The sequence below is a fragment of the Zhongshania borealis genome, from assembly GCF_039539625.1.
Classification (GTDB): domain Bacteria; phylum Pseudomonadota; class Gammaproteobacteria; order Pseudomonadales; family Spongiibacteraceae; genus Spongiibacter; species Spongiibacter borealis.
In genome coordinates this window covers 67973-94333 of the sequence record NZ_BAABDM010000012.1, presented here as the reverse complement: position 1 = coordinate 94333, position 26361 = coordinate 67973, and the positions used below count along the sequence as shown (strand labels likewise).

Genomic DNA, 26361 nt, shown 5'->3' with positions numbered 1-26361 from the left:
CATGAGTGGCTGCTTAAGCTTGAGTTAGCGCCTGAATAAATGCGTTTGGGAGTTACCGTAATAATGAGTTTTTTTGATCTGACAACATCCGTTTTTGCGAGCAGTGCGCGGGCATGGCGTGGAACCACAGCCTTTGGCCGCAACGTTAAACAGCCGGATAAGCTGTTGGAGTTGTACGATATTGAAGGCTGCCCATATTGCCGCTTGGTGCGCGAAGTGCTCAGTGAACTGGATATCGATGCCATGATCTACCCCTGTCCCAAAGGTGGTATGCGGTTTCGGCCTGCGGCGCTAGACATCAGTGGGGTTAGCCAGTTTCCGCTATTGGTGGACCCGAATACCGGTGACAGTATTGTCGAGTCGGCGGAAATAATTGCGCATCTCTACAAGTATTACGGTGGCGGTAAAATGCACTCGGTAAGCGGAATGGGGCGTCAGCTTGCGGTAGTAAGTTCGATGCTCGCTACGGTTTATCGGTTGGTTGGTCGCGCGCGGGGAATGTATGTAAGAAATGCTGACCATCCGGTCGAACCGTTAGAGTTGTATAGTTTTGAATCTAGCCCGTATTCTCGGCCGGTGCGGGAATTGTTGTGCGAGCTAGAGATACCCTACCGCCTGCGTAATTTCGCTAAATCGCGTTGGCAAGAAATTGGGCCGCCGCAGGTCCGTGCTAAATTTTTCCCTGACGCGCCAATCAGTAGTCCAAACCGCATTCGTCTAAGCGAGTTAACGGGGCGTTCGCAAGTGCCCTATTTGGTCGACCCTAATACTGGTGCAGGGATGTTTGAGTCGGCAGATATTATGGAGTATCTGCAAGAAACCTATAGCTGCTAAGTATGGGGTAGCGCGCCGCAAGCCATAACGTGCGGTGCGCTTTTCGGTAATAGATGCAGACACAATCCTTGAATATCGCCGCGAATTAGCGATAATTGCCGGCAAAATGTGGCTTACGTCGTAATAAAATAGATTTTCCTGTCTGGCTATACTACGTCAATTTCGGGATCTTTCGCTGTGGTGATTACTTCGCTGCTAATGGCTGCCGCTGCGTATGGCGGTAAAAACGCAGCGCAGGCTTAATAATTAAGGTGGCTATGAACCCGGTTTCAATAAAAAGCTCGAGACTGCAGGCCGTGTTGAGTGAGTTTTCGCTCGGCGGCGCTGAAATTAGCCATAAGAATTTTTCTGAGAAACTTGGTCAACTTATCGATTTGTCAGGTTCTATTGCGCTTTCCGAGTCGCTGCGAAGCTTGCAAAAGCTTGAGTTTAGCCCGGCCGAAAGCAGTCTTGTTTGTCTGCAGCGTACTTTTTTAGAGACCCGTGCCGACATGCTGGCCTTTATTCGCAATAGTTTTATTACCGAACTACACGAAGGGCAAGAGAGCGCGGCACCGTTTATACTGCCGCGGCCAAGCGCTGAAACCCTCGCGGATCCAGAGGCGGGGTTTCAAACTTACCAGCGCTTTTACAACTTACACCAAAGTCAGCTCGACCATCGTGTTTTAGTATTGCGCAGGCAGTTGCAAGAGGCGCTTTCTGGCAAGTCGCCGGCGTTAGCAAAGCTTGCAGAATTAGATCGCAGCCTAGCAGATAAACTAGGTGACTATAGTCGCCGGGTGTTTGCCAGTATTCCTCGATTATTGGCTCAGCGTTTTTATTTTCTGAATCAGCAGTACCGAGCGGTACAAGACGCGCAGCGTAGTGCAGCGGGCGACGCCGACATGAAATTGGCCTTGGAACCAGAGCTAATGTGTGACAGCCCCGCGTTATGGATGGAAAAAGGCGCTTGGTTAGATAACTTTTTTACAGAAATGCAGGGCTTGTTATTAGCCGAGCTGGAGTTACGACTTATGCCGGTGATGGGTTTGATGGAAGCGCTTGCTACAGAGGTAGATACACCACAATGACCAGAATTTTGTCGATAATCGCTTTTGTGCTGGGCGGCGTAATTGTACTTTGGATGGCGTCGGCCTTTGTTGGCAGTAATTTACTGGCGCTAGGCGTGACCCTACTCATCGCCTTTGCCTACACCGCGGGCTTTGCCGAACTGCTACGTTATCAGCAGGCAAGTTGCGGCTTGAGCGAGGCGATAGTCGCCGCTGGCGATACCGTTGACAATATAGAACAGTGGTTAGGCGCAGTGCCCGTGGCATTACGCAATGCGGTAGGGCAGCGGGTTCAGGGTGAATACGTTGGTCTGCCAGCACCAGTACTCACGCCCTATTTGATTGGGCTACTCGTCATGCTCGGCTTGTTGGGCACGTTTATTGGAATGGTCGATACCTTGAAAGGTGCCGTGATGGCGCTTGAGGGGACAACAGAGTTGGAGGCTATTCGGGCTGGTTTAGCCGCGCCCATCAAGGGGCTAGGTATGGCCTTTGCTACTTCGGTGGCAGGGGTGAGTGCATCGGCTATGTTGGGCTTTATTTCTACCCTCAGTCGCCGTGAACGTCTGCAGGTATCTCGTCAGCTCGACAGCAGTATGCGGACGGTGTTTAAACACTTTTCCTTGGGTTACCAGCGCAGCCAAAGTTATACGGCAATGCAGCAGCAGGCGGCGGTATTGCCAGTCGTAGCTCAGCAGTTAAGTGAGCTGGCAAGCCGACTGAGTCAAATGGGCGATGATCTTGGGAGCAAGCTTGTGGCAGAGCAAGAGCAATTTCACGCCAGTGCCCAGGCCCAGTATCGCGAGTTGGCCAGTTCAGTAGGTGCATCGCTGAAGCAGAGCCTTGCCGATAGCGCGCGGCTGTCGGGCGAAAGTATCGGCCCTATCATGCAGTCGTTTGTGCAGGACATAAGTCGAGATTTGAAATCCACACAACAACAGCTCGCTAATACGGCAGAAATCCAATTTAACGGTTTGAGTGAGCGCTTCGCGGAAACCGCCCAAACGTTTAGTCAAACCTGGCAGCAAGGTATCACTGATCAGCAAAAAAGCAGCGATAGTTTATTTGCAAAAATGGACGACCGCTTGGGCGTATTTAATACGACATATAGTGAAGCCAGTCATTCATTGCTGGCGACCTTTGATCAAGTGAGTAACGACAGCTTGGCCCGCCAGCAAGCGGCCGAACAGGCGCGCTTAGAAAATTGGGCGGCGGTCTTTGATCAGAGTGCCGCATTACTGCGCGACAGCGCTGAGCAACTTACAAATAATGCGCATGCTGGCTCCCAAGATGTTGTCGCCGAATTCCGAGAACTCATTGCTGCGTCTGAGAAATTGATTCAAACCCGCGTAGTTAGCGAAGACAAATGGCTGAGTGAATATCAGCAGCGTTTGGCTGAGTTAGGCAGTACGCTAACAAGCGAATTAAGCAGCTTACGTGATGCGGAAGAGCGTAGAGGCGAAGCGGCAGTTGCGCGCTTGGCTGAGTTGCAGGAGGCCGTTGCCAAACACTTGGCAATATTGGCGAATGCGCTAGAAGAGCCGATGGGCCGACTAATTGAATCCGCATCAGAAACGCCGCGCATTGCCGCTGAACTGATGGCCAAGCTTCGGGCTGAGATGAGTGACAATATTGAGCGGGATAATAGCTTGCTGAAAGAACGCAGCGAATTATTGCAGCAGCTCAATACGCTTGCTGAATCACTGCAAACCTCTGCGGCTGGTCAGCGCGAAGCCGCTGAAAATATCCTTAAAAATTCTGCTGAGTTACTCGATAACATCGGCAGTCGCTTTACCGAAAAAGTTAGCGACGAGACTGGGAAATTAGCTGAAATCATTAACCACTTTGAAGGTAGTAGCGCTGAATTGGCCAGCTTGGGTGAAGCCTTTGGCACCGCAGTGGCCTTGTTTGGTGAGTCAAATACCAGTCTTATTACAACAATGAGTTCGATTGAATCGGCGCTTAATAACAGTACCGCGCGCAGCGACGAGCAAATGGCCTATTACGTTGCCCAGGCTCGCGAAATTATTGACCACAATATGCTGTCGCAGCAAGATATTATCAGTCAGTTGCAGCAGCTTAGCGGCAAGGCGGTCGCGCAGGCGGGTGAGCGCGCGTGAGTATTTCAGAGCTGGATGATGGTCTAGATCAAGAGCCGCCAATTTGGGCGATCTTTGGTGACTTAATGACCGGGCTCGTTGGCGTGTTTGTTTTGTTGCTGGTGTGGACACTAGGCTTTCAGCTGGAGTTGTCGCAAACCTTGGAGCAAGAAATCCAAAAGCGCGAAGTAGCAGAGCAGCGGCGTCAGGCTCTCGAAGCTGCGCTTGCCGATCCCTTAGCAACAGGGCGAGTTACCTTGCGCGACGGTAGAATTGGGATCAGTGGCAGCGTTTTATTTTCCTTGAACTCAGCAGAATTACAGGAGGAGGGTCGAGAACTGCTCCATACCCTGCGGGCACCTCTGCAAGTATTTCTAAGCGATAGCGAACAGTTATTGATGGTGAGCGGTTTTACCGATGATCTGCCTATTCAACAGGGTAATCTGCATTTTGCAGATAACTGGGAGTTGTCCGCCCAGCGCGCGCTAACCGTAACGCGCGCCTTAATCGACGAGGGTATGCCACCCAGTATGGTATTTGCTGCAGCCTTTGGCGCGCAGCAGCCGGTGGTAGTAAATAGCGATAGCGCGAGTCGGTCGCAAAATCGGCGTGTTGAAATGGCGCCGGTACCGCGCGTTGCCGGCGCGCAAAACGCGCTCAGCCCAGGGCAGTAGAGCCGTAATGAATAGCGCGGCCCTACTTGAACAACTAGCGATGCTGCGGGAAGCTGGCGCCGACAGATTCGACCCCGTGCGCTTTCGGTATATTGAGGCGCTGGCGAATCGCGCTCACGGTGCTCGTGAGCCACTTGGCGAGCGACTTACTGAAAAAAGTAGCCTGTCTTTGCGGGATTATCTTGTCGCCAGTACCCGCTCCGGTGGCGATGAGCGGGACAATAGCCCGCCGGGGCCGGCGCATCCCACCATTGCAGCCTTGATCTCATTACGTCGTGATTTGGACCGCAGTCAGGTGGGCGCGAATAGTGGCTCAAGTGATTTTGAACGGCAACTGCAGGAGCAGGAGGGGGAGTTACTGCAGGGCGGCTTGTTTACACCGGCGGAAGGCGAGGCTGATTCAGTTTCGACGCAGCAAGAATCAACCGCGCCGCCATTAAAAGCCAGTCAAACCATGCGGGTGCATCAACAGCGCCGCGCTGCCGAGAAACGCATTGAGCTCGCTATTGCTGAAGGGCCAGAAAGCCCCGGCCCGCTTAACCCGCAAATGCTAGCAATTAAAGCCTTAACGATTATGCGCGATATTTCGCCGCAATATTTAAATCGTTATGTGAGCTACCTAGACACCTTGTTTTGGGTAGAGCAACTGGATACCGCTGCCAACAATAAAGCCGATAAGAAAAACAGCCGAGTTGGCGCGCGCGCTAAATCTAAAAAGAAAACTAGCTAGCCTACCGTTCGCTATACGTTCTAGCTTGTCTGAAGCAAGCGTACTAAATATACACCATGAAAATAGCGCTTGCTTAAATCGCGGATTTTCTTTTACTATCGTCCACAAGGTTTTCAAAAATTTAGTTTGAGATTTAACAAAATGAATTTTAATTGTTCCGCCAAAGCCGTCGTGGCCACGCACAAGTTAATTGTGCGCTGGGCATGTTGGTCTGTGGCTGAACAATGATGTAGTACGCTTAGTAAACACCATTATTTAAAGGCCGCAGATATTACTGCGGCCTTTCTCGTTTTAGGTCTAGTAAAAATCTACGGCAAGTATGCGGAGATACAGCAATGCTTGTACGTTTCACCTATCTTTTGGTTGTCCTTATTTGGGCGACCACGCCGCTAGCCATTAAGCTTGGCGGTGATACGCTTGCGCCAATTGCTGGCTTAACACTGCGTATTGCGCTGGCATTTACGGTTGGCAGCCTTATCTGCACTGTCGGCGGCTATGCTGGTCTGGCTATTCGCCGCCACTGGAAACTTTATGCCGCGGCGTCTATTAGTTTATTTCCGAATATGGCGCTGGTGTATATTGCCGCGCAGAGTATTTCCTCGGGTTTAATTGCGTTGTTGTTTGGCTTGACGCCCTTTTTTACAGCGGTATTGGCTAAACCGATTCTGGGTGAAAATTTATTGCAGCCGAAAAAAGTGTTTGGCATTGCCCTAGCGCTAATTGGCTTGCTGTGCATTTTCATTGATAAGGCAGCGGTGACCAATGACGGTTATATTGGTATTGGCTTAATGCTGTTATCAAACTGCCTATTCTCAGTCAGCGCGCTGCTGGTAAAAAAGCTCAATGCACAGATGAGTGTTGAGCCGAGCGAGCAAGCCCTAGGTGCGATGGCTTTTGCATTGCCGGGAATGGTTTTGACCTGGGTGTTTGGAGTTGGGGTTGAGCCGCTGATGTTGAGCCTAATATCGCTGGGGTCATTGTTGTACTTGTCATTGTTTGGATCGCTGGTGGGTTTTGTCGCCTATTATTCAATACTCAAGCATCTGACCGTTGAAACGGTGTCGCTGATTCCATTTATTACCCCGATCTTGGCGATGACGATTGGTGTGTTGGTGGTCGGCGAAGTGGTTTCACTGGCCATGGTGATGGGGGCTAGTTTGATACTTGTTGCGCTGGCAATACATCAAGACTTTTGGCAAAAACCAAAAGTAGCTGTGTAGTTATATATTAGGGGAAAAGTGCAAATGAGGCGCTTGGGCAAGCTGCTTAAGGCTGCCCAAGCGGGCTTTGTTTAGCCCATGGTTAGCTCGTGCTGTCCAAAATTTCCGGACCATCCAGCTATATCTTCTTTTTGTGGGAAATTCGTGCGAATACTCTCCATTAGACCCAAGATGTTCAAAATATGATTGCCGATGACAGGCTTGCCGTTATTGAGTAGTGAGACCGATATATCACGCTGCGGGTCGGCCCAGCACACAATGTTTGAGAAGCCAAGGTGACCAAAAGCGTAAGGGGTATCGCGTCCGTACAGACCAAATATTCTGCCGCCAAGCATGGCACCAGCGCTATAGCGCATGGGGATGATCAGTGAGCGGTCGTGTTGTGGCCGAGAGGCTTCGGAGGTCAAACGGTACACTGTTAGTGGCGATAATATTTGTTTGCCCTGCCACTCACCTTGCTGAAGTAGCATTTGGAAAAACTGACAGGCCTCGTCGGCAGTTGCATACAAATTTCCTGAGGGAATTGTCGCATCGAGAAAATCATCGGTATTCGATAATTCGACAACCGTATCGACATCGGCGCCAAGAATTGTTTCCAGTTTCTTGCCTACGATCGATACGTTCGGTAAGCCGCTTTTATAGTTTTGTGCTTCAGTGCCGCGCATAGCTTTGGGCATGCCAAAGGTAAAAGATTTAAAGCCCATGGGTTTGCGTATTACTTTATCTAAGTATTCATTGATACTTAGGCCAGTGCAGACCTTAACCAGCTCAGTAATAATAATACCGCCAGTGATTGCATGGTAAGCAAGGATACGACCGTCGCTGCACAGTGGCGGCTGTTCGCAGATCAGACGCAATGACTCTTGATGGTCAAATAGCACGCTTGGTGATGTTCCCGGTGGAACCCCAGGCACGCCGGCGCGGTGAGCTAAAAGTTGGTACACAGAAATATTCGCTTTGCCGTTTTGAGCGAATGCGGGAATGTAATAGCTTACCGGGTTTAGCAGATTGAGCAGGCCGTCTTCCGCAAGTTTGTGAATCAATACCGCACTAACGACCTTGGACGCGGAGAACAGGCATAGCGGGGTGTCGAGCTGGGCGGCGCGGGGTTCGACGCCATTCAGGCCACGAGCCTGACCAATACTGCGATGAAGGACGGTTTTACCTTGATAACGCAGACACATACTCACCATGGGGTGCATGCCGCTGTTGTGCAGTGCCTCCGCTTTTGCCCAAATCGCCTCAACATCGATGCCCGCAACGAGTTGTTCAGCGGGGTCGATAGTGAGCGGTAGATTAATCTGGGTGGACAGTTGCGGAGCTCTGAAAATGCGCCGAGTTATTGTATTTGCGCAGGGAATGACCGACATAATTCTGCTCTTAGGCTAAATGGTGATTTTTTATACCATGACGGCCGGCTCTACACTAGAACTGAATATGGTCATATTAAGTTTTAGCGTTCGTAGCGCGCAATTTCGCCGAAATAGCTTGGTATATCGGCGCTATACGTCTTGTATAGTTCGCACAGTAAAGTAGCCTGTGGCATGCTAGTTTACGAGCTTAGCGAGCATACAGTCATTCACAGTGGGAGCCACAGCACATGTCTGAATCAATAACGTACACCCCGCCAGCGGTATGGAAATGGGATAAACAGGGCGGCGGTAAATTCACCAATATTAATAGGCCTATTTCCGGTGCTACCCACGAAAAAACCTTACCGGTTGGCGAGCATGCTTTGCAGCTATACTCCCTTGCTACGCCCAATGGAGTAAAGGTAACAGTGATGCTAGAGGAGCTGCTAGAGCTCGGTCTTAGCGATGCGGAATACGATGCCTACTCGATTATTATTACCGAAGGCGAGCAGTTTGCTAGCGGATTTGTCGACATTAACCCGAACTCAAAAATACCGGCGCTGTTAGACCGCAGTTTTAATCCGCCGATTCGAATTTTTGAATCCGGCGCTATCTTATTGTACTTGGCTGAAAAATTTGACGCGTTTTACCCCAAGGAACCAGCTGAGCGCGCGGCTTGTCAGTCTTGGCTGATGTGGCATATGGGTAGCGCGCCGTTTCTTGGTGGCGGGTTTGGTCACTTTTACGCCTATGCGCCAGAAAAATACCAATACCCCATTGATCGTTATGCCATGGAAGTGAAGCGGCAATTAGACGTTCTAGACAAGCATTTGGCGAATAATACCTATTTGTGTGGCGACAATTACACCATCGCTGATATAGGTGCGTATCCTTGGTACGGCGCATTGGTACAGGGTTATTTGTATGACGCGGCAGAGTTTCTTGATGTGACTGCTTATACGCACGTTGTGCGGTGGGCAAGCTTAATTGCAGAGCGCCCAGCGGTGCAGCGTGGCCGCCGGGTTAATCGTCTTTGGGGCGAAGAAGATAAGCAAATGGCGGAGCGTCATAGCGCGGAAGATTTTAACTAATAATCAGGTAACCCAGCAAGTACCTGTTCGCAAGGTGCTTGCTGGGCGGCTTCGCTTCGCTGGCGGCGCAGAAACATCTATAGCGTGCAATCCAGCGTAAACAGAATTCGACGGGCCTAGTAAGCAGTAATGGCGACATAAATTCATGAAAATTATTATATTCAGCGTTGCGATACTTTTTATCGCGGCGTGTGCGGGTATTAAGTTGAAGAGTGATGGCCACCGCTATCTAGAGAATGTTGAATACAACGTAGTTGACGCACAGTCGCTTACGGGCGACCTCTATGTGCCTAATACGTCGGGTTTAAAGCCTGCCGTTGTCGTGGTGCATGGCGGCGGTTGGACTAGTCGCAGCGGAGATATGGAGGGTGTTAGTAAAAAGCTCCTCAGGGCTGGCTTTGTGGTATTTAATATCCGCTATCGTTTGGCGCCGGAACATAGGCACCCTGCGCAAGTTGAAGATGTGTCTGCGGCCTTGGCTTGGCTGTATGAAAATGCTGATACCTATCAGGTAGATCGACAACATATTTCTGGTTGGGGATATTCGGCTGGCGCACATCTTATTTTGATGGCCGGCTTAAATCGCCAACAACCGCCATTTCTGAGCAGTATTGTCGCTGGTGGTACACCCGCAGACCTAAGTGCATGGCCCAACTCGCCCTTGGTCTATAAGCTTATTGGTAAGGGGATGAGCGAGGCTGGTGCCGAGTGGCAAAATGCATCACCAGTTAATCACGTTAGTCGGAATTCACCCCCGGTATTTTTGTACCACGGTGAGCTGGATAGCCTGGTTGAAATAGAGCAAATGGCGTATATGGAAAAGGCCTTGCGCGATAAAAATGTGCCTGTAGAAACCTATACTGTTAAATTTCTCGGACATATCGCCACCTATGTTTTGGCATTTGGGGCGGAGCAGCGGGCGATTCAATTTAGTTTGGAGCACATTACTGAAAAAGCCGATATCTAGTCACTGCTTATAGCAAACTAGCGAGGTGGGCCGCCGGGGTGTTCGTGGGATTTGCCCGTTTTTTTAACGGGTTTCATTACTTCCTTTGCCCAATCTTTAAATTCATAGAGCAGGCCGCTGCCATTTTTGCCTTTGTTCGCGCCATCGACTGTTTTGTACATGATCATTCGTTTGGCCGGATTCGTGTGATTTGAAATATCGATAACTCTGCGCACCGACCATAATTGACCTGCCGCGCCGTTAGTGTAAAGCCCGCCTATGACAATAGTGAAGTTCGACTGAGTTTCTGTGCGCATTAGCTCATCAGCTTTGTCGATGATGTATTTTATTTGCTCTGGGGCAATATCGACTATCTCATCCAAAGATTCTATCGCTAGCTGGATGTGGCGCACATGAATATTGGCGGTTTCAGGGCTATACATACTGTTATCGTATTTCATTAGGCTTGAGGGGTAGCGGCGCCAGTGAAATAAATTGTTAAAAATAAATGCAAAAGTAAAAATTACGCCACAATTAATTAGCGTCGGGAAAAGTAAAAAATGGAAGCCTAAATCGCGGACCGCGTCGCCGCCGACTACCGCGATAAGTGCAGTGGCGCCGCCAGGCGGGTGAATGCAGCGGCCGACATGCATAATTAGAATGGCGAGGCCGACTGCGCAGCCCGCAGCTATATAAATATTGCTAATGCTTAGCGCACAAATAACCCCGGCACCTGCGGAAAGAACATTGCCGCCAAATAATGGCCAGGGCTGTGACAGAGTGCCGTGGGGTACAGCAAAAAGTAAAACCGCAGAAGCGCCCATGGACGGCAGTAATGTCATGGCCAGCGTATAATTTGTTAGCCAGTCAGTAATAAAAAACACCGCGCTAATGCTTAACACCGCGCCTATGCTTGCGACTATTTTTTCATCCAGAGACGAGCGTGCTTGAATGCCTAGAAATTGGGATACGGCCATTATCTGACTTCCACCGCTAAGCTAACTTCGCCTATTGGCTTTGGTGGGAGTAGATCTGCTAGGGTGCGCTGGCGCATGGTCTCTAAAAACGCATTGCTCGCCTCAAAAAGTAAGCCTTTTAATTGGCAGCTAGTCACGATTCTGCATGGAGGGTTGTCGCAATTTACCGGTTTCAGTGTGGTTTCAAAATCTTCGATTACTTGAGCAAGATTGATAGAGGATGGGGACCTAGCCAAACGGATTCCACCGCCATGGCCGCGTACGGAAGCTAAATACCCAAGTTTAGTCAGTTTTACGACGACTTTGGCGATATGGTTCTGCGAAATACCGTAGAACGCGCATATCACCTTGATGTTTGCCAATTCGCCGTCGGGTAGCTGACCGAGGTAGAGCAAAATTCGAAAGGCAAAATCAGTCTGTTTGGTGAGCTGCATTCTTGGTGTGCCCCTAGAGGGTTTACGGCAATCAAAGGTGCATGTATTATACCGCTTTAAAAGATGCATTAAAAATGCATCTTTACTTTATCATTAAAAGGAGATGACCTAGTGACCACACTTTATGAGCGAATCGGTGGTGAGCCCGCAGTAGATAAAGCAGTAGAGTTGTTTTATGACAAAGTAATCGCTGACGATCGTATCGCTGGCTATTTCGATAACCTTGATATGGTTGCCCAGGCGAACAAACAAAAGAAATTTTTAACCATGGTATTTGGCGGGCCTAGTGACTATAGCGGCCTTGATATGCGAAATGCACATATAAACTTAGGTTTAGGTGAGGAGCACTTTAACGCGGTGGTGGAGAATCTGGCGCAAACAATGCGAGAGCTCGGCGTGTCTGAGTCTGACATCGGTGAAGTGGGCAAAATTGCCGGTAGCGTTAAAAACGAGATACTAAATCGTTAGCGGCCAGTTAAGCTGCTGGTGTGTGGCGAGCGAATAGGTATATAGCACGATACCCGGCAGCTTTGCGATTTGGTAAAAATATTGGTTCCCATGAATCGCGTTTTACTTTTACGGTTCTATTCTCTATCAGGAGATAATGTAATACGGGTTCACACAAAATAAAGGATGACTTCCGCGCAAGGAATTAGGTTCGATTGTTATGAAATATAATTCGGCTAGCATTAGTTCACTTTGCCGAAAAATAATTGCCATTGTGGCCTTATCAGCTGCCTCACCGTTACACGCTACTGCCGATACAAAATCGGTCAGCGTGTGGGCGTTTTCGATATATGGCGTAGAGATTACGCGAAATTATCTGGGACCGTTCTTTGACGATATTTTTCAGGCCGTTGGTCGCCCATTCAATGTTGTTTATGGCCATGATGTCGGTCGGCTGAAGACCAACTGCGCTCACAAGCAGCACGATGTTATATTCGCCAGCTACAGTCGTGAGATACAAGATTTTGAAAAAGCATGTGGCTATAGGCCTGTGGCTTTAACAGACCAAGATATTCATATTTATGTGCGGTCAAATACCTCCCCTTACAATGTAAAGTCACTTGCGCTACTCAAAGGGATTCGGGCCGGCGATGTTAGTATTTTCGGTGATAAAAAATTGCTGTACTTTAATAGTCATACTGCGGCTGTCTTAGCAATGTACCGCGGTGAAGTCGATGGCTTAGTGAGCAGCGAGACTGGCGTAAAAAGACTACTTCCTGCATTAGAAAAACAGCTAAAAATTGTATTTACCTTTGCTGAAAAAGGGCATGCCGTGGTGTTAATGTCTGATTCTTACTTCGCTAGTTCAGATGGTGAAAAGCTTCGTTTGGTATTGCTTGAAAATCGTCCAAAGAGCGTTGAAGTATTGGTTGATGGTATGGGTTTGGGTAAATGGCGCGAACCTTAATTTTGCTGCGTAGGATTTATTTCGACTCATTTTAGGTTTGTGGCTGCAAGCCTTGTAATCCATTATGCTTGCTTTGCAAACGAGGTTAGCGGAGTAGTGAATGTGCGGGGCATTTGAACAGCATGGTATAGCGATGCATCGCTGGGCTGCTATGTTAGGTGATTGGCCAAGTCACGATCAAGACAGGAAAAATATCCGGCCAAGCAATATGGCATCGACATTTGACGCTGAAGGTTACTCGCTGCGCAAATGGTCGCTGATTCCTCGTTGGTCAAAGGACCCGAAATTAAAGTTCGCGACATTTAACGCGCGTGCAGAAACACTTACGGAAAAGCCTAGCTTTCGCGATGCTTGGCGTCGCTCTCAGCGCTGCGTCATCCCAGCGTCAGCCTATTTCGAGTGGCCGATACTGGACGGCAAAAAACAATGTCACCGTATAGCGCGACAAGACGACGCGATTCTATTTGGCGGGCTGTGGGAAACATGGGGGCAAGCCGACGTAACTCTTAATACCTTTACGATTATTACCACCGCGGCGGCAAGCGACATCGCGTGGGTGCACTCGCGTACGCCATTGCAGCTCGACCCAGAGCAAGTAGATCAGTGGCTGAGTTCGTCGCCGGAGGAGGCTGAACAGATGTTGCGGCCGCAGAACGCGTCGGGGTTGGTGGCGAGCCTCGTGGCGAGTCCTAGAGGCGGTTAGAGTAGCTTCAGATGCTGCGCCTTGAACCCAACTCGTGATTTTACACGTTTAATGTTCTTTCTTGCTGGGCCGACAGTATCTGGTGCCTATGCTTGGTGGCGATGATCGTCAGTAGTACTGGCATTAATTTATTCCAATCGGTACCGGTTACTTTAAAAAAACCATAGGTCGCAAGCGCGAGCCAGCCTGGAGGGCCAATAAGCTGGGCAATGGTTGCCGATAAACCTGTGTAGGCGGCGTAGGGCAGGGTAATGCCCACCGCGTGTGTCGCGAACCCTAGCGCCGTGGTGGCGCCGGCGTACACCGCATAGCCCGATGCGTTTGCCAGTGCTAGCACACTGGCCGCAGTGCGCAGGCCGCCAATCTCGCGACTTTTAATCCCGGCGGCGTCCCACATGGGTGTGGCATTAAATTCCTCGGTAAAAAACTGGTCTCGTTGTGGTGGGCTCATTTTTGCTAACGCGGCGACGATAACCGCCTGAGGAATATAGCGTTCGTATTCTTCAATAGATGTGCAGTGTTTATGTATGCCGAGTTTTTTTGCTGCGCCTGCCAAAAGGGCTTCGTAGCTTGGGCAGGGCATATCTTTGCTGGTGTCTTGTCGTGTTAGCCGTTTGAAATTGCGTTTGATACCGTGCCTAGCGCGTGAGTTGTACATCCATCGTATCTGCTCGGTAATCACCTGCGCGGAGGTCGTTGCCTCGTCTAAATCGCAGAGAATCGCCATGATGATTTTGTCGCGGTCATCCCAGTCCGCCAGCAAATCTATAATTTCAGTCTGCTGAGTCACGTTTCTTTTGATCCAGCATGATTTCTGCCCGTGAGCGCAGCGGGGTGTTGTGGCGTAGAGCGTCGAAACCGTCGTGCTGCTCTAGACTCTTTTTTGTGGGCTTTGGTTTTGAGCGCTTTACTTTGCCAGTGTCATTGCTCTGGGCTCGCGCTAATTTGGCGGCCTTGGCAATTTTGCGTTCAACAAACCACAGGTAGCCGGTGCCCGCTGTTAGCCAGCCTAGCCAGCGAAAATAAAAGGCGAGCGGGGTCAGTTCGAGTCTCTCTGTCGCTTTGAAAAACGCCACGGCCTCTGAGTGAACCAAATTCACCGCGAAAACAAGAAGCACGGCAATAATGAGGCCGAGCGCGCGCTGCCGAATGTGTCGTCGCCACATCAGATACAAGGCGCCGCTGCGGAGCAGGGGAATGAGCATTAAAAATTTCCTAAGGTTAGCGCGGCAATTAGGGCAGCTAAGCTATAGTTCTTCAGTTTGCCTCTCAATTTTACCTCTTCGTCGTGCACCAAGATCTCCAGTTCCTCGGGGCCTAGCTCTGTAGGGGTAATACCCCGTAGCGCGAGCTGCTTTTTGGCGTTGGTGATGGCACCTTCGCGGATGCGGGCGCGGTATTTAGCGATCAATTTATGTTTGGTTTGTGTAATCATGGGCTCAAAGTGGCCGTTCGGTGATTGCTTATGTATCCCTACATTCTAGCGCGCTGATCTAGGCTTAGCGACTTACCGCTTGAAATGTATTTAAAGGGCTTTTAATGGCATATTCCTCAAAACGGCGCCGTGCGCGAGTGGCGCTTCAGCGCGATGAGTCGTCGTTAACGGTCAGTGCGCGGGGCGTGCTGGCTGTCGCCGCCGCTATCTTGGTATTGTTTGCTTTCTATGGCGGTGGTTACAGTCGTTTTATTCCGGTTTTAGACCACGCGAATCTGGCCTTTCATGAGGCTGGGCATGTGGTTTTCGGCTTTCTGGGTTCGACGCTTGGTCTTTACGGTGGCACATTGGGGCAATTGGTTTTCCCCGTGGTGGTATTTGTGTCGTTTTACCGACAACGGCAGGCGGTCCCCGCGGCCTTTGCTCTGCTCTGGTTTTGCCAGAATTTATTGAATATTGCGCGTTACGCTGCCGACGCGCGGGCGCAACAGCTCCCCTTGGTCGGCGGCGGCGACCATGACTGGTTCAATATTTTTTACCGGTGGGATGCCTTGCAGGCAGATAAGTCATTTGCGGCTACATTAGCGACGCTCGCCTGGCTGGGGATGATACTGAGTTTTGTGTGGCTCGCTCGGCTCTGGATGAAATTACAGCGTTAATGCGGCTGTATACGCCCGCTTGAAATTCAGATTGGCGCGGCCAGAAGCTGCCGGTCGCGCCAGTCTCAATTAATCACAAAAGCTTGGGTCGTATTCGTAAACAAATCGGGTTTTTGTTTTGGATGCGGGATCAGTCCATGCGCTTAAATCTTGCAGAGCTAAAAACGCCTGCTTAGCGCGATTCACCACCTTCTTGGTGTAGTCGGCAGCGTTATCCTCGTATTTGAATGACACCTCGGCAACAACGGGCGAGCTTGCGCCACTAGGCGTACCGTTGTACCACAGGGTGACAGAAATCTCGGCGTCAATTGAGCCTAAGTCGATGTCGACATTTTTGTATACGTGTTCGCGAATGGTGAGGTTGCCAACACGATCTAGCGCGGTGCTATCGGAAAAACCGTAGTCGCTGTCAAAGCCGGGAAATTGATCGTTAATATCGTCCATCTGATTGATGGTGCGGGTATTTGGCGCAGTAGTAGAATGGCTGTACAGCACAACAAAATTAGAACTTGCTGAAATACCAACATCAGACTCTAGCTTGCTCTCAGCAGAACCGCTGGTCGCCGACATGTCTTCGAAATCGGATATATAGCGATCTTCGCTGCGAAACTTGAGGGTGACTTCTGAATCGCCACTCTCAATTCGTTCGCGAAAGGAGTAGCCCTTGTTTCTGAGAACACAGCTGCCGTCGATGTCAAAAAATTCAACATCGCGAATTTTGCTCAGCGAGGCCGAGCCAGTCACGTTGCGACTTATAGCCGCTTCAATCGCGGTTTCAGCGTCGTCAATAAAATCGTCTACGTCGCTGCTTTCTGTGTTGTAGGCAAAGAGCGCGGGTTGCAGCATTAATTTATATTCCCGCGATATAACATCGGGGTTCGCAGACGCGGTACTTGCAGCACTTAATAATGAGATCGCTAGTAGTCTTTTCATGGCGGTGGCACGTCCTGTTCAGCTCAAAATTTGAATAGCTGCACAAGATAATGGCCTAGTGTTACTGGCGAATGACATCAAGGGTGTTGGCGGAGTATTGGACTAAAAATGCAGTGTCTGCTGATTTAAAGCGACGCTTAGCAAAACCAAGGATGAGATCATGGCAGGTGTATTAGCAACGGTGCAGAGACTAATCGACGGCAAAAAAGTGGCGGAGTCTAGCGATTTGCAGGGCCGCCACTTTTTGGTGACGGGCTGCGCAGAGGGCTCGCTCGGTTTTGCGACAGCCTTGGGGCTGTTGGAGCGCGGCGCGGTGGTTTCGCTAACGGTGCGTCAAAATAGCCATCTTATCGCTGCAAGTTTATGTCAGCTACTGGACGGCCAATACCATCATAATATTCACGCCTTTAATTTGGATTTGTCGTCATTCGATTCGGTCGAGCAATTTGTGCGCGCCTATCAAGTGGCGGACTTGCCTTTAGATGTGCTCATTAATAATGCGGGTATACATCTTGACCTGATGTCGAAGTGGACTTCACCGCAATGCAGTGCCGATGGTCATGAAATCCAGTGGCGCGTTAATTATTTAGGCACCGCGCATCTCACCTTGCGATTGCTGCCCTTGCTAAGCTCGTCGGCGAAAAACTCAGGTGATAGCCGCGTTGTGAATGTGGTTTCTCAACTGCATAGCAAAGGGCTTAATAGCGAATTTTTTGAGCCGCAACGCCCCTATAACTCGTGGCATGCATATGGCCAATCCAAATTGGCGCTGGTGCATTTAACCCGGAGTATCAACAGGCATTTCGCTCAAGTAGGTATCAGCAGCTATTGTCTACACCCCGGCGCCGTATACACCAATGTGGCGGGTAAAGGGCTAGCCAATACTGGCCTTATTGAAAAAGTGCGCAATATCTTGGCGCCGCTAGAAAAACTGTTTTTGAAAACGCCAAGACAGGGCGCGCAAACCCAGATCCATTGTGCTACAGCGGCCAAGGAAGCGTTAATGCCGGGAAGCTACTATCGGGATATGCGGGTGGCAGCCGCTAGCAGCGAGGCGGAAGATGCTGCCACTGCCGACGCTTTGTGGTCTGAACTGCATGCTTGGGTCGATCAAGTTCAAGCGGCGTGATTAGCAGAAAAGTCGTCGCGATGGTGGGGCTAGGGTTGGCTCTTGTTTCGTTATTTCGCTTCTCACGTTTCTCGTTATTTTTATTGTGAGTATTTAGGTAACGTTATGGCGTGCGCCGTAATGGTGCTGGCGTTGTTATTTTTGGTGCAAAATGCCCAAATGTTTCAGAGCTTATAAAGGCCTAGCGCCGATGATGCCTTATTTTGTATACAAAAAAAGACCAGAAAGAGATAAAAGTATACTTATATATCTAATAATGCGGTTTGAGGTCGACTTTTTGCTGATTTGTTACCGCAGGTGTGAATATTGGTATCGTTAATGCATTGCTCAGTGTGGCGTTATGTCATTCTACTTATCTACTGAGGAGTGTTTTGTTTATGAAGCCATTAGTGTTCGCCGCCGCATTGTCTGCGGCAGTATATGGTTCTGCAGTGTCGGCTGATTGTTTTGATCGTGTATTGATCACTTTGAAGAGTGCGCCAGAGATTCCCTCTGCCCTTGAGTCTAATTTCGAGACTATGGAGCAAGTAGGGGAGCAAATTCAGGGTGTTGTTAGCTCGGCAGAAAGTTTGCTAAGTCAGTGCTCCGGATCAAGCTATAATTTCCGTTTCAGTTATGTGATGCATCGCATAGAGTCAATTGCCAATGATTATAACGAGCAAGCGCGTTTGTATAATAGTTTAACGCCCATTGCTAAGGATCAACTCGCAAGTGCGAGCTAGCCGTAAATAGCCGGCCAACAAGAAAATAGAATGATAAGATCATGCAACAAAGCCGCGATATCCGTCGCGGCTTTGTTGCGTTTGCGAAGGCAAATTCCAGTAAACAGTAATTAAACTCTGCCGAACCGCCGCTGTTCGTTCGCAAATATCTGGTGCAAAGGCAATAGTCTTGTGGAAACAGTCACTTTATTGACAGACTATTCGTTCTTTTACTACTAAGCTAAAGCACTTTTAGCGCATCGATAAGAAGAAAAATATGGAACAGAGTGTATTTATCAGCATTGGCCTACCCGTTTCGCTGTTTATTATTATGATCGGTATGGGGCTTGGTCTCTCGGTCAAGGACTTTGTGAAAGAGGCCAAGCACCCCCGCGCAGCGATTGTCGGAAGTGTCGGTCAGCTATTGATACTGCCCGCGCTTGGATTTTTTGTGGCATGGGCGCTAAATTTATCACCCTATATTGCCATTGGCTTGGTGATACTGGCTGCTTGCCCTGGTGGCGCCACCTCGAATGTCATTACCTATATGGCGAGGGGAAATGTAGCGCTCTCGATTGTTGTCACGGCAGTAGCCAGTATCGCCACTATTATCACTATGCCTCTGTTAGTTAATCAGGCGTTAGCGTGGCAATTAGGGCGGTCGGCGAATGTGAGTATGCCGGTGATAGACACCATTACCATGTTGGTGGTGATTGTCTTGTTGCCCACGGGCATCGGTATGGTGATCCGTGCAAGAAATCCGGTATTGGCCGTGCGGGCGGAAAGGCCTTTAAATACCTTTGGCGCGGTTGTGCTGCTGGTGTTGATTTTACTTATCTCTTACGGTTTGCGAGACCGCCTGCTCGACTTGCTAATTCAGGCGGGGCCGGCGTGCTTGTTATTGAATACACTTGGTATAGCGGCAGGCTTTCTTGTCGCGCGCGCTGCTGGTGTAGCAAAGTCTTGCCAATTGGCGATCGCGGTCGAGTTGGGGGTTAAAAACAGCACCATTGGTATTCTGGTGGCCACGACAATACTGGGTTCACAGGAAATGGCGATTCCATCCATGGTGTATGGTCTTACCATGTATCTGTTTGGCGCAGGTATAATTGCTTTTGGGCGGCGTTGGGCGGATTAAGCACTTATCTAGAGAGGAGTTTGTGTCGCAATCAGGTATTAGCTAGATCATGGCTTTCGCGGGATAAAGGCTATCCCGCGAAGCTTGGTCGGCGTCTATTAAAAGTCGTAGGTAATGCCGGCAAAGAAGTAGGCACCGTTAAAGCCAAATGGTGCTGAGCGTCGTGAGTACTGAAATACACCCTCAGAATCTACGAAGACATTGCCGCCACTGTCGGCGATGGTGCCAGCACGGCTCTGACCGATGATGTTTCTATCTGGCGTTTCGTCAAAAATATTATTACCACCAAAATTAAGCGTAAGGTCTTCTTGCAAGCGGTAGCTTAGGTTGAGGTCGGTAAGTATTTTTGCGCTAAAGGTTTGTCGATTCGCGTTGTCACAGGCCCCTTCGCATACCGTGTACTCTCCGTAGCGATTGAAGGCTAGCACTGCGGTGAATCGTTCTAAGGAGTAGTTAAAGCTGAGGTTAATGCGGTCCTTGGGCTGCCACTCTTCAATAATAGAAATATCTTGCGGGCTAAAGATATCGGCTGGGTCGAGCGTTGACAGTCCGCCACCGGCGAACACGCTTGTGACTTCAGTTTCGGTAAAGTTGGCGGCAAATGATATGGCTAGGTCACCCTCGCCTGCGGCCATGGTGTAGGTACTAACAATATCTACGCCGCTGGTTTCAGTGTCTGCGCCATTAAGAAAAAACTGAGCACTACTTGCCCCAGCCGCAGCCAAAGCGGCGGTTAAGTTGGGGTCGCCTAGCGATGAGGTTAAGCCACCACTCAGTACGATGCGATCGTCAATATCAATTTGGTAAGCATCCACGGTGATCGTTAAAGCGTCGATTGGCTCTAATACGAAACCAACACTTAAGTTAAGTGACTCCTCTTCTTTGAGCGTTGGAATACCAATGGCTTTGGCCACCGCACTGTCATTGCGGAAGGTGCCGCGCTCTTGTGCAGTTAGGCCACCCATGCCGTCTGATACGAACTGGGTGCTAATATTATTGAAATACTGCTGCTGCATAGACGGCGCCCGAAAGCCCGTACTTACAGCGCCCCTCAAGCTCACTCGATCGGTGACCCGAAAACTGCTGGCGAGTTTGAAATTGGCGGTGCCGCCAAAGTCATCGTAGTCATCGTAGCGCAGCGCGCCACTTGCAAGCCAGGCATCAGAAATCTCGTATTCCGCATCTGCGTATAGAGACCAGACGTCGCGGCTTTCATCTACTTCATTGCCCGGCTGGAAACCAGGAAAAACCTGAATGCCGGCAGCGCCGTCGGCGGGATACATGGAATTGCCGCTAGCATCGGTGTCGTAGTCGAAGTACGAGTATTCTTCACCAGCCGCGATTTCATAATTATCTCGGCGCAACTCCGCACCCCAAGCCACACTCCATGCGCCCATTGGCTTCGTGAAATCGAGATTTATGGTCTGTAATCCCAGGCTTAGTGTGCCAGCATCGGCAGCGCGAGATGCCTGTGACCGAATCGCTGCATCACCGAGGCTCTGGCCATATCGCAGTTCATTTACATAAGAAGCATTAACTGAGTTGCTGATATAGAATTCAAAGTCGTTCCAGCCGGCGGTGTAAGACACATCCATGCTAACGTCATCGGCCAATTCGCGGCGATACCCTAGGTTGACAGAAAAGTCGTCGATTTGAGTGTTGATTAACGGCAGGAAACCGTCAGGTGCGAAGGCCTCGCCATCAGCTAAAGTTGGGTTGTTGTCGGTTTGATTTGCTCGGCGATAAAAGCCTGCTGATGTGCTCTCGCGGTCAGAATAGGTAAGAAACCCATACAGTTCACCTGACTCCAGCTGGTAAGCAGAATTTAGTATTAACGCTAACTGCGTTGACTCGGCATCGCCGATTCTAAAGTTCTGGCGCGGGAATGTTGCTTCCCGTGGATCGGCTGCTTCATCTATTCCGTCTGGGTCGCCGCTACCGGTGCCGTCATTTCCTGCATCGCAACCAGCCAAATACTGACACTGGCCACTTAAGCCTGCGCGGTTTGTTGAGCCGCGATCTCGGTAGTTCAACGTCGCGTTTATAAAACCGCGATCGCCCAGAGGAAAGCCTTTCGCTAGGTCAATATTGTAGGTCTCGCCATCACCTTCACTATACTCCCCGTAAGACACGCCAATTCGTCCCGCTTCTGGCTCATCGCTGAGTACAATATTAATGACCCCGGCAATAGCATCAGAGCCGTATTGTGCCGCGGCGCCATCGCGCAGTACTTCTATTCGTTTTATAGCCGCTCCCGGTACGGCATTCATATCGACGCCAGAGGTGCCGCGACCCACTGAGGTGTTCACGTGAATAAGCGCGCTGGTATGACGGCGCTTGCCGTTGATTAGGACCAGGGTTTGGTCTGGGCCCAAACCACGCAAGGTTGCTGGTCTTAGAGCGTCTGTACCGTCGCTGATGGATGAGCTAGAGAAATTAAACGATGGCGCTACAGACTGGAGCATACGGCCGACTTCGGTTTGGCCTGTTTGGCGGAGAGTGTCTGCCCCTAAGGAGTCCACCGGAACGGGCATGTCAACCGCAGTTCGCCCTGGTTTGCGCGACCCTAATACCACGACTTCTTCAATTTCGAGAGTTTTTCCTGAGGCGCTAGCGCCCTGCGCATAAATATCAGCGGCAGCGAGCGATAGCAGGCATACCCCAACCGGTAGTTTTAGTGTTTTGACATAGGACATGAAGATCTTCCCCGCAATAATTTTTATTAAAATCGAGTCAGTGGCCGAATAGAAACGCTAATCTATCGACTACTTCTCAATATAGGATACTTTTCATTATTCACAAGTTGAGTGTCGGGATTAGTCTCTAATGTGACATGATGTTTCTGCGAGGGTATTGGCCCACTTACAGAATAAGATTTAGCCGATTGATAGATGGGTGTTAAGAAAATCTATATTTTATTTTTCAAAGGCTTAGGAGGTTTCTGGGAGTGGCGGTATTTGGCCGAAAATAAAGCGGTTTAGTTAGCCAAGACTTGCCTGAATGCCAAGTACGAATTGATACTCGGCGTTGAAAAGGCTACTTGCTAAATAGCCAAGAAATTATATGTAACAGGAATTATTTTTTGTCGTTATTTTTTCGTTAACGGTATAGGTAGCGCGCATTACTTAAGAGGGTTTTCTCGCATGAAGCGAAACATGTCGCTGGTGAATGCGAGTGGCCAGCGAACATGATTGACAAGGCCGATGCTGAGCAGATTATCTTCTGATGCGCAGAGTGCATTACAAGCCTGCACTTCGTTCAACTGTAGGTCGTCAACTAGCACGTGTTGCTGGACGAGTTCAGGATAACGCGCTGCTAGATCCGCATGCAGTTTGCTGCTGCTGTAGCAAATACCGATGACATCACATGAATTGTTCAGTCCGTAAATCGGTGTTAATTCAGATGCAAATGGGATCTGTGGATTTGGGTCAGTATTGTCGTCGTAGGGATTGGGGGCGGAGTAAACTGCGGCGGCGGCAATGTCTGGCGTATTGAGTGAATACATAATCGCCATTGCTGCACCATTAGACCAGCCCGAAAGATAAATGCGCTGATCATCAATGCCGCCACTGTTTTTTGCTTCTGCGATGAAATGGTCGATCGCTGCAACATCGACATTCAAGTCGGGGCTGCTGCGGTCCAAATTTCTATACCAATTGTCCCAACCAATACCGGTATCGTCAGGCGCCGGGTAAAAATGTTCGGTGTCGCGGCCCGCCGGTAACAATAAAGCAAAGCCTGGGCGCTCAGGATCGCCGGTGAGGTCGGCGGTGGAGATTTGTTCCAAAATATTGGTGGTGAGGATGACATCTGGCGGGAATAGTGACGGATGCAGCCACACCACTAGAGGAAGCGGTATGTCATCGCTTGCTGTTGCGGGTTTGATCAAGCAGGCATTGCGCGCTTCGCCATTGGCGTCGGTCCAGTCGAATTGCGTTCCGCCTTCAGCGATGCAAAGGTTTGCGATTAGTAGCAAACCAGTTGGTGACGTGGTGCTCGGTCGCGGTGAGTTTCCGTAATCGGCGTTGACGCTGGGTGATGCTGGCTGGAGGTTTGATTTAGTGGAAGTACCGCCGCAGGCTGAGATTAGGCTGAACAAACACAATAGAATAAGCGGTTTTTTCATCGTGGACCTGTCGTAGGGCTTTTATAATTTTAAGTGATCTTGGCCTAGTCCCTTCGCTAACGCAAGTGCACATGACGCAGGGTTTATAAGCTATGTTTAGGTACTTTACGCTGACTAGCCGCGGCTAATCAGCGTATGCCGCGATACTGCCTTTTATCGATTTAATACAGAAATATAGTCGTCAGCGAATCGTTTAACGCCGTCGATCTTCTTGGCGAGGTCTTGCGTATCACCATGATAGAAGGCCCAAGGCTGGGTTAAAATATGGCTAACACCGCCCTCTTCTAATCGTTTGTACGCATTGGGTGTAAAAGCGTCTGATGGCGTCGCCATGACAGAGAAGGGCAATTTGTCGCGGCCATACTCTCGGCGGTATGTCTTTATCTTAGCGATACTTGCCAAGATCTCTTCGCTGGTTTGTAAATCTGTTACCCAGCCGTCGCCGATTATTGCCGCGCGGCGCATGGCGGCCTCGCTAATACCACCAACCCAAATTGGAATATATGCGCTGGGCGCTGGGTTCATTTCGAGTGGCGGAAACTGGTAGTGCTTGCCTTGATATTCCACTAATTCCCCCGTCCAAAGCAGTCGCATAATCTCAACCATTTCGTCGGCCCGTTTTCCGCGGGTATGAAAATCCTGCTGCAGTAGTTCAAACTCGTCCTTAGACCAGCCAACGCCGATCGCGGGAATCACGCGATTGTCAGAAATAATCGCCGCAGTACTAATTGCCTTAGCAACCAAGAATGGATTTCGCATGGGTAATACGAAAATATTGTTTGTGAATTTTAGGCGAGTCGTGATGCTCGCTAAGGCGCCAATCATTACCCAGGGGTCAGGCCAGTCGGTGAAAGGCTGCCAGCGCCGCTCGCCATTTTCTGTGTAAGGATAGGGTGTATTCAGTTTTTCAGGATTTACGACATGATCAGAAAATGACATGGCCTCCCAGCCACACTCATCGGCGGCGAGCGCTATTTTCTTTAAGTCAGTTACGCTGCTAAATGACGTAGATAAAACAAAATGCATGTTGTGGTCCTATTATTTTTATTGGTTTTCTGGTTCTAAATACGGTGTTAATTGCTTGTAGTTTAGCGTTTCTGATTTTAAAAATACCGACGAGTCTAAACAGACTAAACGCCAGCTAAATTAACGGTGCACTGCTGGGGTTTAAGCAGTGCCGCGCGAAAATTATCAGGTATTGTAATTTTCTGGTGCTCATTCGCAGTCACCATTACATAAACGATTTTAGCGTTAGCGATTTCTCGTTGCGTCGCAACATCGGTAAACTTTAATTGCATGGTATACGATGTTTTTCCTAGGGAGATATCTTCAATGCTAATAGCGACAACATCGTCGAAGGTGCAGGGCGATTTCCATTCAATTAATAAGGACACCACCTGGCTATCGAGGCCCATATCGAGTATTGGCTGATAGCCGCCGAAGGCTTGCCGGAAAAACTCGGACACCGCGACGTCGACATACTCTCCGTAGCGCGCATTAAACATAACGCTTTGGGCGTCACAGTCGGAATAGCGAATTCTGACCAATACTTTAAATAGATCGTGCAAGTGCATTTCTCCTGCCCTAGGTACCTTATATCCGTTTGAACAACATAATGCCTTAATTTCTGGCTTGTAGGAAAGGCCTGTCGCACGTCCACCTACGCGGTTGAGCTCGATATTAAAAATAGCACCATCGGGATTCTGGTAGCGACAACGATTCTCCATTCACAAGAAATGGCGATTCCGTCAATGGTATAAGGTCTAACCATGTACCTGTTTGGCGCCGCCTTGGTTGCTTACGGAAGGTCGACCATTGGCGTAAAAAGTTAGGTGCTTGTCCAATAATGCGCGGTGTTCATAGAACTATCTAAGCAAAATCTACACGGAGGTGATTTTGCAGCGCTTTGGTGGGAGCGCCCTATTAAATATGTAGGTTTAACAGGTCAATTAGGCCAATCGCAATTAAATAACCAGCAACAATATAGTTAAGCAAGCGCGGCTTGACCAAAATGGCTGCGCCTGCCGCAATAGAAATAATCGGAATAATATCTAAGGTAATTGTCATGATATGCTCACTGTGATGTTGCTGAGTTAAAAACCATTTTTTAACCCAGTGTCCGCGACTAAAGTAGCACGAACGTTGCATTTTATCGCTTGCTATTCGGTGGTGTAATCGGCGGAGCATACCGCCATTAAGCTGCCTAAGGAATTATTATGAATAATTATAAATTTAATGATCAACAAATATCGTGGAGTCAGCTGCCTGGTTTTGATCATCTTAGCTATCAAATTCTCGACGTCGATCGAGAGAAGCTGATTGTCGATGTCCTGTTTAAATTTGCGGCCAATGAAAAAATCGCGCTACACCGGCACGTTACCCTAAATCATATGTTTGTAATACAAGGTGAGCACCGTATTTACAGCTCGGACGGTCGCCTTACCGAAACACGGCCCACCGGGCGTTACACAGTAAGCCATGCCAGCAATGAGCCTCATCAAGAAGGTGGTGGTGATCAAGATGTCATTATCTTGTTCAGCATACGAGGAACCAGCGGCGCCATGTATGAAATACTCGACGCAGAACACAATGTTATTGCCACGCTAGGCATGGATGAGTTTGAGGGCTTGTATGCAGCGCAAAAGGGTTAAGGTCATTGGCTGCATAGGTCGATGAGAATGCAGTTAGAGAAATGCCGCGGGCGGGCTAAAATGTTT

The 26361-nt window shown here is 49.4% G+C and carries 28 protein-coding genes; 16 read left to right on the top strand and 12 right to left on the bottom strand.

Annotated features, from left to right (window positions below; translation table 11 throughout):
• Nucleotides 1–63 precede the first annotated feature (63 nt).
• From ABD836_RS18380 to ABD836_RS18355, 6 genes are all read left to right on the top strand, one after another.
• Entirely contained in the window at nt 64–834 is a 771-nt protein-coding gene (locus ABD836_RS18380) for a glutathione S-transferase N-terminal domain-containing protein (RefSeq protein WP_344938790.1), read from the top strand.
• Nucleotides 835–1091: 257 nt separating this feature from the next.
• A complete protein-coding gene (locus ABD836_RS18375) occupies nt 1092–1904 on the top strand; it encodes a DUF3348 family protein (RefSeq protein ID WP_344938788.1) in 813 nt (270 codons plus the stop codon).
• Nucleotides 1901–4003 (top strand): DUF802 domain-containing protein, encoded by a 2103-nt coding sequence (locus tag ABD836_RS18370; RefSeq protein WP_344938787.1) that lies wholly within the window; start codon nt 1901–1903, stop codon nt 4001–4003. Before ABD836_RS18375 ends, ABD836_RS18370 begins: the two co-directional genes overlap by 4 nt.
• Entirely contained in the window at nt 4000–4656 is a 657-nt protein-coding gene (locus ABD836_RS18365) for an OmpA family protein (protein ID WP_344938785.1), read from the top strand. The genes ABD836_RS18370 and ABD836_RS18365 overlap by 4 nt, the downstream gene beginning before the upstream one ends.
• Nucleotides 4657–4663: 7 nt before the next feature.
• Nucleotides 4664–5386, top strand: coding sequence for a DUF2894 domain-containing protein (locus ABD836_RS18360; RefSeq protein ID WP_344938784.1), 723 nt, complete (start codon nt 4664–4666; stop codon nt 5384–5386).
• 335 nt (nt 5387–5721) lie between these two features.
• Nucleotides 5722–6606, top strand: coding sequence for a DMT family transporter (locus ABD836_RS18355; protein WP_344938782.1), 885 nt, complete (start codon nt 5722–5724; stop codon nt 6604–6606).
• 71 nt (nt 6607–6677) lie between these two features.
• Here ABD836_RS18355 and ABD836_RS18350 read toward each other — a convergent pair whose 3' ends face one another.
• Complete coding sequence (locus tag ABD836_RS18350; protein WP_344938781.1) at nt 6678–7976, bottom strand: serine hydrolase domain-containing protein; 1299 nt, start codon at nt 7974–7976, stop codon at nt 6678–6680.
• 230 nt (nt 7977–8206) lie between these two features.
• Between ABD836_RS18350 and yghU the strand changes: the two genes are divergently transcribed.
• Nucleotides 8207–9049 (top strand): glutathione-dependent disulfide-bond oxidoreductase, encoded by an 843-nt coding sequence (gene yghU, locus ABD836_RS18345; protein WP_344938779.1) that lies wholly within the window; start codon nt 8207–8209, stop codon nt 9047–9049.
• A 145-nt stretch (nt 9050–9194) separates the two neighbouring features.
• On the top strand, nt 9195–10016 hold the full coding sequence (locus tag ABD836_RS18340) for an alpha/beta hydrolase fold domain-containing protein (RefSeq protein ID WP_344938778.1): 822 nt from the start codon (nt 9195–9197) through the stop codon (nt 10014–10016).
• Between the two features lie 17 nt (nt 10017–10033).
• On the opposite strand, the gene ABD836_RS18335 is transcribed toward ABD836_RS18340, so the two are convergent.
• Nucleotides 10034–10972, bottom strand: a complete 939-nt coding sequence (locus ABD836_RS18335; RefSeq protein WP_344938776.1) for an HPP family protein — start codon at nt 10970–10972, stop codon at nt 10034–10036.
• On the bottom strand, nt 10972–11406 hold the full coding sequence (locus tag ABD836_RS18330) for an RrF2 family transcriptional regulator (RefSeq protein WP_344938775.1): 435 nt from the start codon (nt 11404–11406) through the stop codon (nt 10972–10974). The genes ABD836_RS18335 and ABD836_RS18330 overlap by 1 nt, the downstream gene beginning before the upstream one ends.
• Before the next feature lie 111 nt (nt 11407–11517).
• Here ABD836_RS18330 and ABD836_RS18325 point away from each other — a divergent pair, with 111 nt between their 5' ends.
• From ABD836_RS18325 to ABD836_RS18315, 3 genes are all read left to right on the top strand, one after another.
• Nucleotides 11518–11874: a group I truncated hemoglobin gene (locus ABD836_RS18325; RefSeq protein ID WP_344938773.1), complete on the top strand. Its 357-nt coding sequence runs from the start codon at nt 11518–11520 to the stop codon at nt 11872–11874.
• A 199-nt stretch (nt 11875–12073) separates the two neighbouring features.
• On the top strand, nt 12074–12820 hold the full coding sequence (locus tag ABD836_RS18320) for a substrate-binding domain-containing protein (RefSeq protein WP_344938771.1): 747 nt from the start codon (nt 12074–12076) through the stop codon (nt 12818–12820).
• Between the two features lie 100 nt (nt 12821–12920).
• Entirely contained in the window at nt 12921–13523 is a 603-nt protein-coding gene (locus ABD836_RS18315) for an SOS response-associated peptidase (protein WP_344938770.1), read from the top strand.
• Between the two features lie 40 nt (nt 13524–13563).
• Here ABD836_RS18315 and ABD836_RS18310 read toward each other — a convergent pair whose 3' ends face one another.
• From ABD836_RS18310 to ABD836_RS18300, 3 genes are read right to left on the bottom strand one after another with little or no spacing between them, the layout of a single operon-like run.
• Entirely contained in the window at nt 13564–14313 is a 750-nt protein-coding gene (locus ABD836_RS18310; protein ID WP_344938768.1) for a hypothetical protein, read from the bottom strand.
• Entirely contained in the window at nt 14297–14728 is a 432-nt protein-coding gene (locus ABD836_RS18305) for a hypothetical protein (RefSeq protein ID WP_344938766.1), read from the bottom strand. The genes ABD836_RS18310 and ABD836_RS18305 overlap by 17 nt, the downstream gene beginning before the upstream one ends.
• Entirely contained in the window at nt 14728–14958 is a 231-nt protein-coding gene (locus ABD836_RS18300; protein ID WP_344938765.1) for a hypothetical protein, read from the bottom strand. Before ABD836_RS18300 ends, ABD836_RS18305 begins: the two co-directional genes overlap by 1 nt.
• A gap of 104 nt (nt 14959–15062) precedes the next feature.
• Here ABD836_RS18300 and ABD836_RS18295 point away from each other — a divergent pair, with 104 nt between their 5' ends.
• Complete coding sequence (locus ABD836_RS18295) at nt 15063–15617, top strand: hypothetical protein (RefSeq protein WP_344938763.1); 555 nt, start codon at nt 15063–15065, stop codon at nt 15615–15617.
• A 69-nt stretch (nt 15618–15686) separates the two neighbouring features.
• On the opposite strand, the gene ABD836_RS18290 is transcribed toward ABD836_RS18295, so the two are convergent.
• The gene (locus ABD836_RS18290; protein WP_344938762.1) at nt 15687–16550 is read right to left on the bottom strand and encodes a hypothetical protein; all 864 of its coding nucleotides are present in this window, start codon (nt 16548–16550) and stop codon (nt 15687–15689) included.
• Between the two features lie 160 nt (nt 16551–16710).
• Here ABD836_RS18290 and ABD836_RS18285 point away from each other — a divergent pair, with 160 nt between their 5' ends.
• The 3 genes from ABD836_RS18285 to ABD836_RS18275 all read left to right on the top strand — a co-directional run bounded on the left by ABD836_RS18285 (nt 16711) and on the right by ABD836_RS18275 (nt 19518).
• The gene (locus tag ABD836_RS18285; protein WP_344938760.1) at nt 16711–17679 is read left to right on the top strand and encodes an SDR family NAD(P)-dependent oxidoreductase; all 969 of its coding nucleotides are present in this window, start codon (nt 16711–16713) and stop codon (nt 17677–17679) included.
• 377 nt (nt 17680–18056) lie between these two features.
• Complete coding sequence (locus ABD836_RS18280; protein WP_344938759.1) at nt 18057–18401, top strand: hypothetical protein; 345 nt, start codon at nt 18057–18059, stop codon at nt 18399–18401.
• Between the two features lie 256 nt (nt 18402–18657).
• Nucleotides 18658–19518, top strand: a complete 861-nt coding sequence (locus ABD836_RS18275; RefSeq protein WP_344938757.1) for a bile acid:sodium symporter family protein — start codon at nt 18658–18660, stop codon at nt 19516–19518.
• A 98-nt stretch (nt 19519–19616) separates the two neighbouring features.
• Here the strand turns inward: ABD836_RS18275 and ABD836_RS18270 are convergent, their stop codons facing one another.
• The 5 genes from ABD836_RS18270 to ABD836_RS18250 all read right to left on the bottom strand — a co-directional run bounded on the left by ABD836_RS18270 (nt 19617) and on the right by ABD836_RS18250 (nt 25792).
• Nucleotides 19617–22214 (bottom strand): TonB-dependent receptor plug domain-containing protein, encoded by a 2598-nt coding sequence (locus tag ABD836_RS18270; protein WP_344938755.1) that lies wholly within the window; start codon nt 22212–22214, stop codon nt 19617–19619.
• A 425-nt stretch (nt 22215–22639) separates the two neighbouring features.
• The gene (locus tag ABD836_RS18265; protein WP_344938754.1) at nt 22640–23644 is read right to left on the bottom strand and encodes an alpha/beta hydrolase family protein; all 1005 of its coding nucleotides are present in this window, start codon (nt 23642–23644) and stop codon (nt 22640–22642) included.
• Nucleotides 23645–23797: 153 nt separating this feature from the next.
• The gene (locus tag ABD836_RS18260; RefSeq protein ID WP_344938752.1) at nt 23798–24670 is read right to left on the bottom strand and encodes an LLM class F420-dependent oxidoreductase; all 873 of its coding nucleotides are present in this window, start codon (nt 24668–24670) and stop codon (nt 23798–23800) included.
• A gap of 104 nt (nt 24671–24774) precedes the next feature.
• A complete protein-coding gene (locus ABD836_RS18255) occupies nt 24775–25218 on the bottom strand; it encodes an acyl-CoA thioesterase (RefSeq protein WP_425583051.1) in 444 nt (147 codons plus the stop codon).
• 349 nt (nt 25219–25567) lie between these two features.
• Nucleotides 25568–25792, bottom strand: a complete 225-nt coding sequence (locus ABD836_RS18250) for a DUF3096 domain-containing protein (RefSeq protein WP_344938749.1) — start codon at nt 25790–25792, stop codon at nt 25568–25570.
• 68 nt (nt 25793–25860) lie between these two features.
• On the opposite strand from ABD836_RS18250, the gene ABD836_RS18245 reads away from it, so the two are divergent.
• On the top strand, nt 25861–26295 hold the full coding sequence (locus ABD836_RS18245) for a cupin domain-containing protein (RefSeq protein ID WP_344938748.1): 435 nt from the start codon (nt 25861–25863) through the stop codon (nt 26293–26295).
• Nucleotides 26296–26361: the final 66 nt, after the last annotated feature.

Excerpts from the sequence above, each read along its gene's own strand:
- yghU (WP_344938779.1), top strand. The coding sequence starts at position 8,207 with ATGTCTGAATCAATAACGTACACCCCGCCAGCGGTATGGAAATGGGAT.
- ABD836_RS18375 (WP_344938788.1), top strand. The coding sequence starts at position 1,092 with ATGAACCCGGTTTCAATAAAAAGCTCGAGACTGCAGGCCGTGTTGAGT.
- ABD836_RS18285 (WP_344938760.1), top strand. The coding sequence starts at position 16,711 with ATGGCAGGTGTATTAGCAACGGTGCAGAGACTAATCGACGGCAAAAAA.
- ABD836_RS18295 (WP_344938763.1), top strand. The coding sequence starts at position 15,063 with ATGGCATATTCCTCAAAACGGCGCCGTGCGCGAGTGGCGCTTCAGCGC.
- ABD836_RS18280 (WP_344938759.1), top strand. The coding sequence starts at position 18,057 with ATGAAGCCATTAGTGTTCGCCGCCGCATTGTCTGCGGCAGTATATGGT.
- ABD836_RS18320 (WP_344938771.1), top strand. The coding sequence starts at position 12,074 with ATGAAATATAATTCGGCTAGCATTAGTTCACTTTGCCGAAAAATAATT.
- ABD836_RS18315 (WP_344938770.1), top strand. The coding sequence starts at position 12,921 with ATGTGCGGGGCATTTGAACAGCATGGTATAGCGATGCATCGCTGGGCT.
- ABD836_RS18270 (WP_344938755.1), bottom strand. The coding sequence starts at position 22,214 with ATGTCCTATGTCAAAACACTAAAACTACCGGTTGGGGTATGCCTGCTA.
- ABD836_RS18340 (WP_344938778.1), top strand. The coding sequence starts at position 9,195 with ATGAAAATTATTATATTCAGCGTTGCGATACTTTTTATCGCGGCGTGT.
- ABD836_RS18360 (WP_344938784.1), top strand. The coding sequence starts at position 4,664 with ATGAATAGCGCGGCCCTACTTGAACAACTAGCGATGCTGCGGGAAGCT.
- ABD836_RS18265 (WP_344938754.1), bottom strand. The coding sequence starts at position 23,644 with ATGAAAAAACCGCTTATTCTATTGTGTTTGTTCAGCCTAATCTCAGCC.
- ABD836_RS18250 (WP_344938749.1), bottom strand. The coding sequence starts at position 25,792 with ATGCAACGTTCGTGCTACTTTAGTCGCGGACACTGGGTTAAAAAATGG.
- ABD836_RS18370 (WP_344938787.1), top strand. The coding sequence starts at position 1,901 with ATGACCAGAATTTTGTCGATAATCGCTTTTGTGCTGGGCGGCGTAATT.
- ABD836_RS18260 (WP_344938752.1), bottom strand. The coding sequence starts at position 24,670 with ATGCATTTTGTTTTATCTACGTCATTTAGCAGCGTAACTGACTTAAAG.
- ABD836_RS18300 (WP_344938765.1), bottom strand. The coding sequence starts at position 14,958 with ATGATTACACAAACCAAACATAAATTGATCGCTAAATACCGCGCCCGC.
- ABD836_RS18350 (WP_344938781.1), bottom strand. The coding sequence starts at position 7,976 with ATGTCGGTCATTCCCTGCGCAAATACAATAACTCGGCGCATTTTCAGA.
- ABD836_RS18275 (WP_344938757.1), top strand. The coding sequence starts at position 18,658 with ATGGAACAGAGTGTATTTATCAGCATTGGCCTACCCGTTTCGCTGTTT.
- ABD836_RS18305 (WP_344938766.1), bottom strand. The coding sequence starts at position 14,728 with ATGCTCATTCCCCTGCTCCGCAGCGGCGCCTTGTATCTGATGTGGCGA.
- ABD836_RS18355 (WP_344938782.1), top strand. The coding sequence starts at position 5,722 with ATGCTTGTACGTTTCACCTATCTTTTGGTTGTCCTTATTTGGGCGACC.
- ABD836_RS18380 (WP_344938790.1), top strand. The coding sequence starts at position 64 with ATGAGTTTTTTTGATCTGACAACATCCGTTTTTGCGAGCAGTGCGCGG.
- ABD836_RS18290 (WP_344938762.1), bottom strand. The coding sequence starts at position 16,550 with ATGAAAAGACTACTAGCGATCTCATTATTAAGTGCTGCAAGTACCGCG.
- ABD836_RS18245 (WP_344938748.1), top strand. The coding sequence starts at position 25,861 with ATGAATAATTATAAATTTAATGATCAACAAATATCGTGGAGTCAGCTG.
- ABD836_RS18330 (WP_344938775.1), bottom strand. The coding sequence starts at position 11,406 with ATGCAGCTCACCAAACAGACTGATTTTGCCTTTCGAATTTTGCTCTAC.
- ABD836_RS18255 (WP_425583051.1), bottom strand. The coding sequence starts at position 25,218 with ATGCACTTGCACGATCTATTTAAAGTATTGGTCAGAATTCGCTATTCC.
- ABD836_RS18335 (WP_344938776.1), bottom strand. The coding sequence starts at position 10,972 with ATGGCCGTATCCCAATTTCTAGGCATTCAAGCACGCTCGTCTCTGGAT.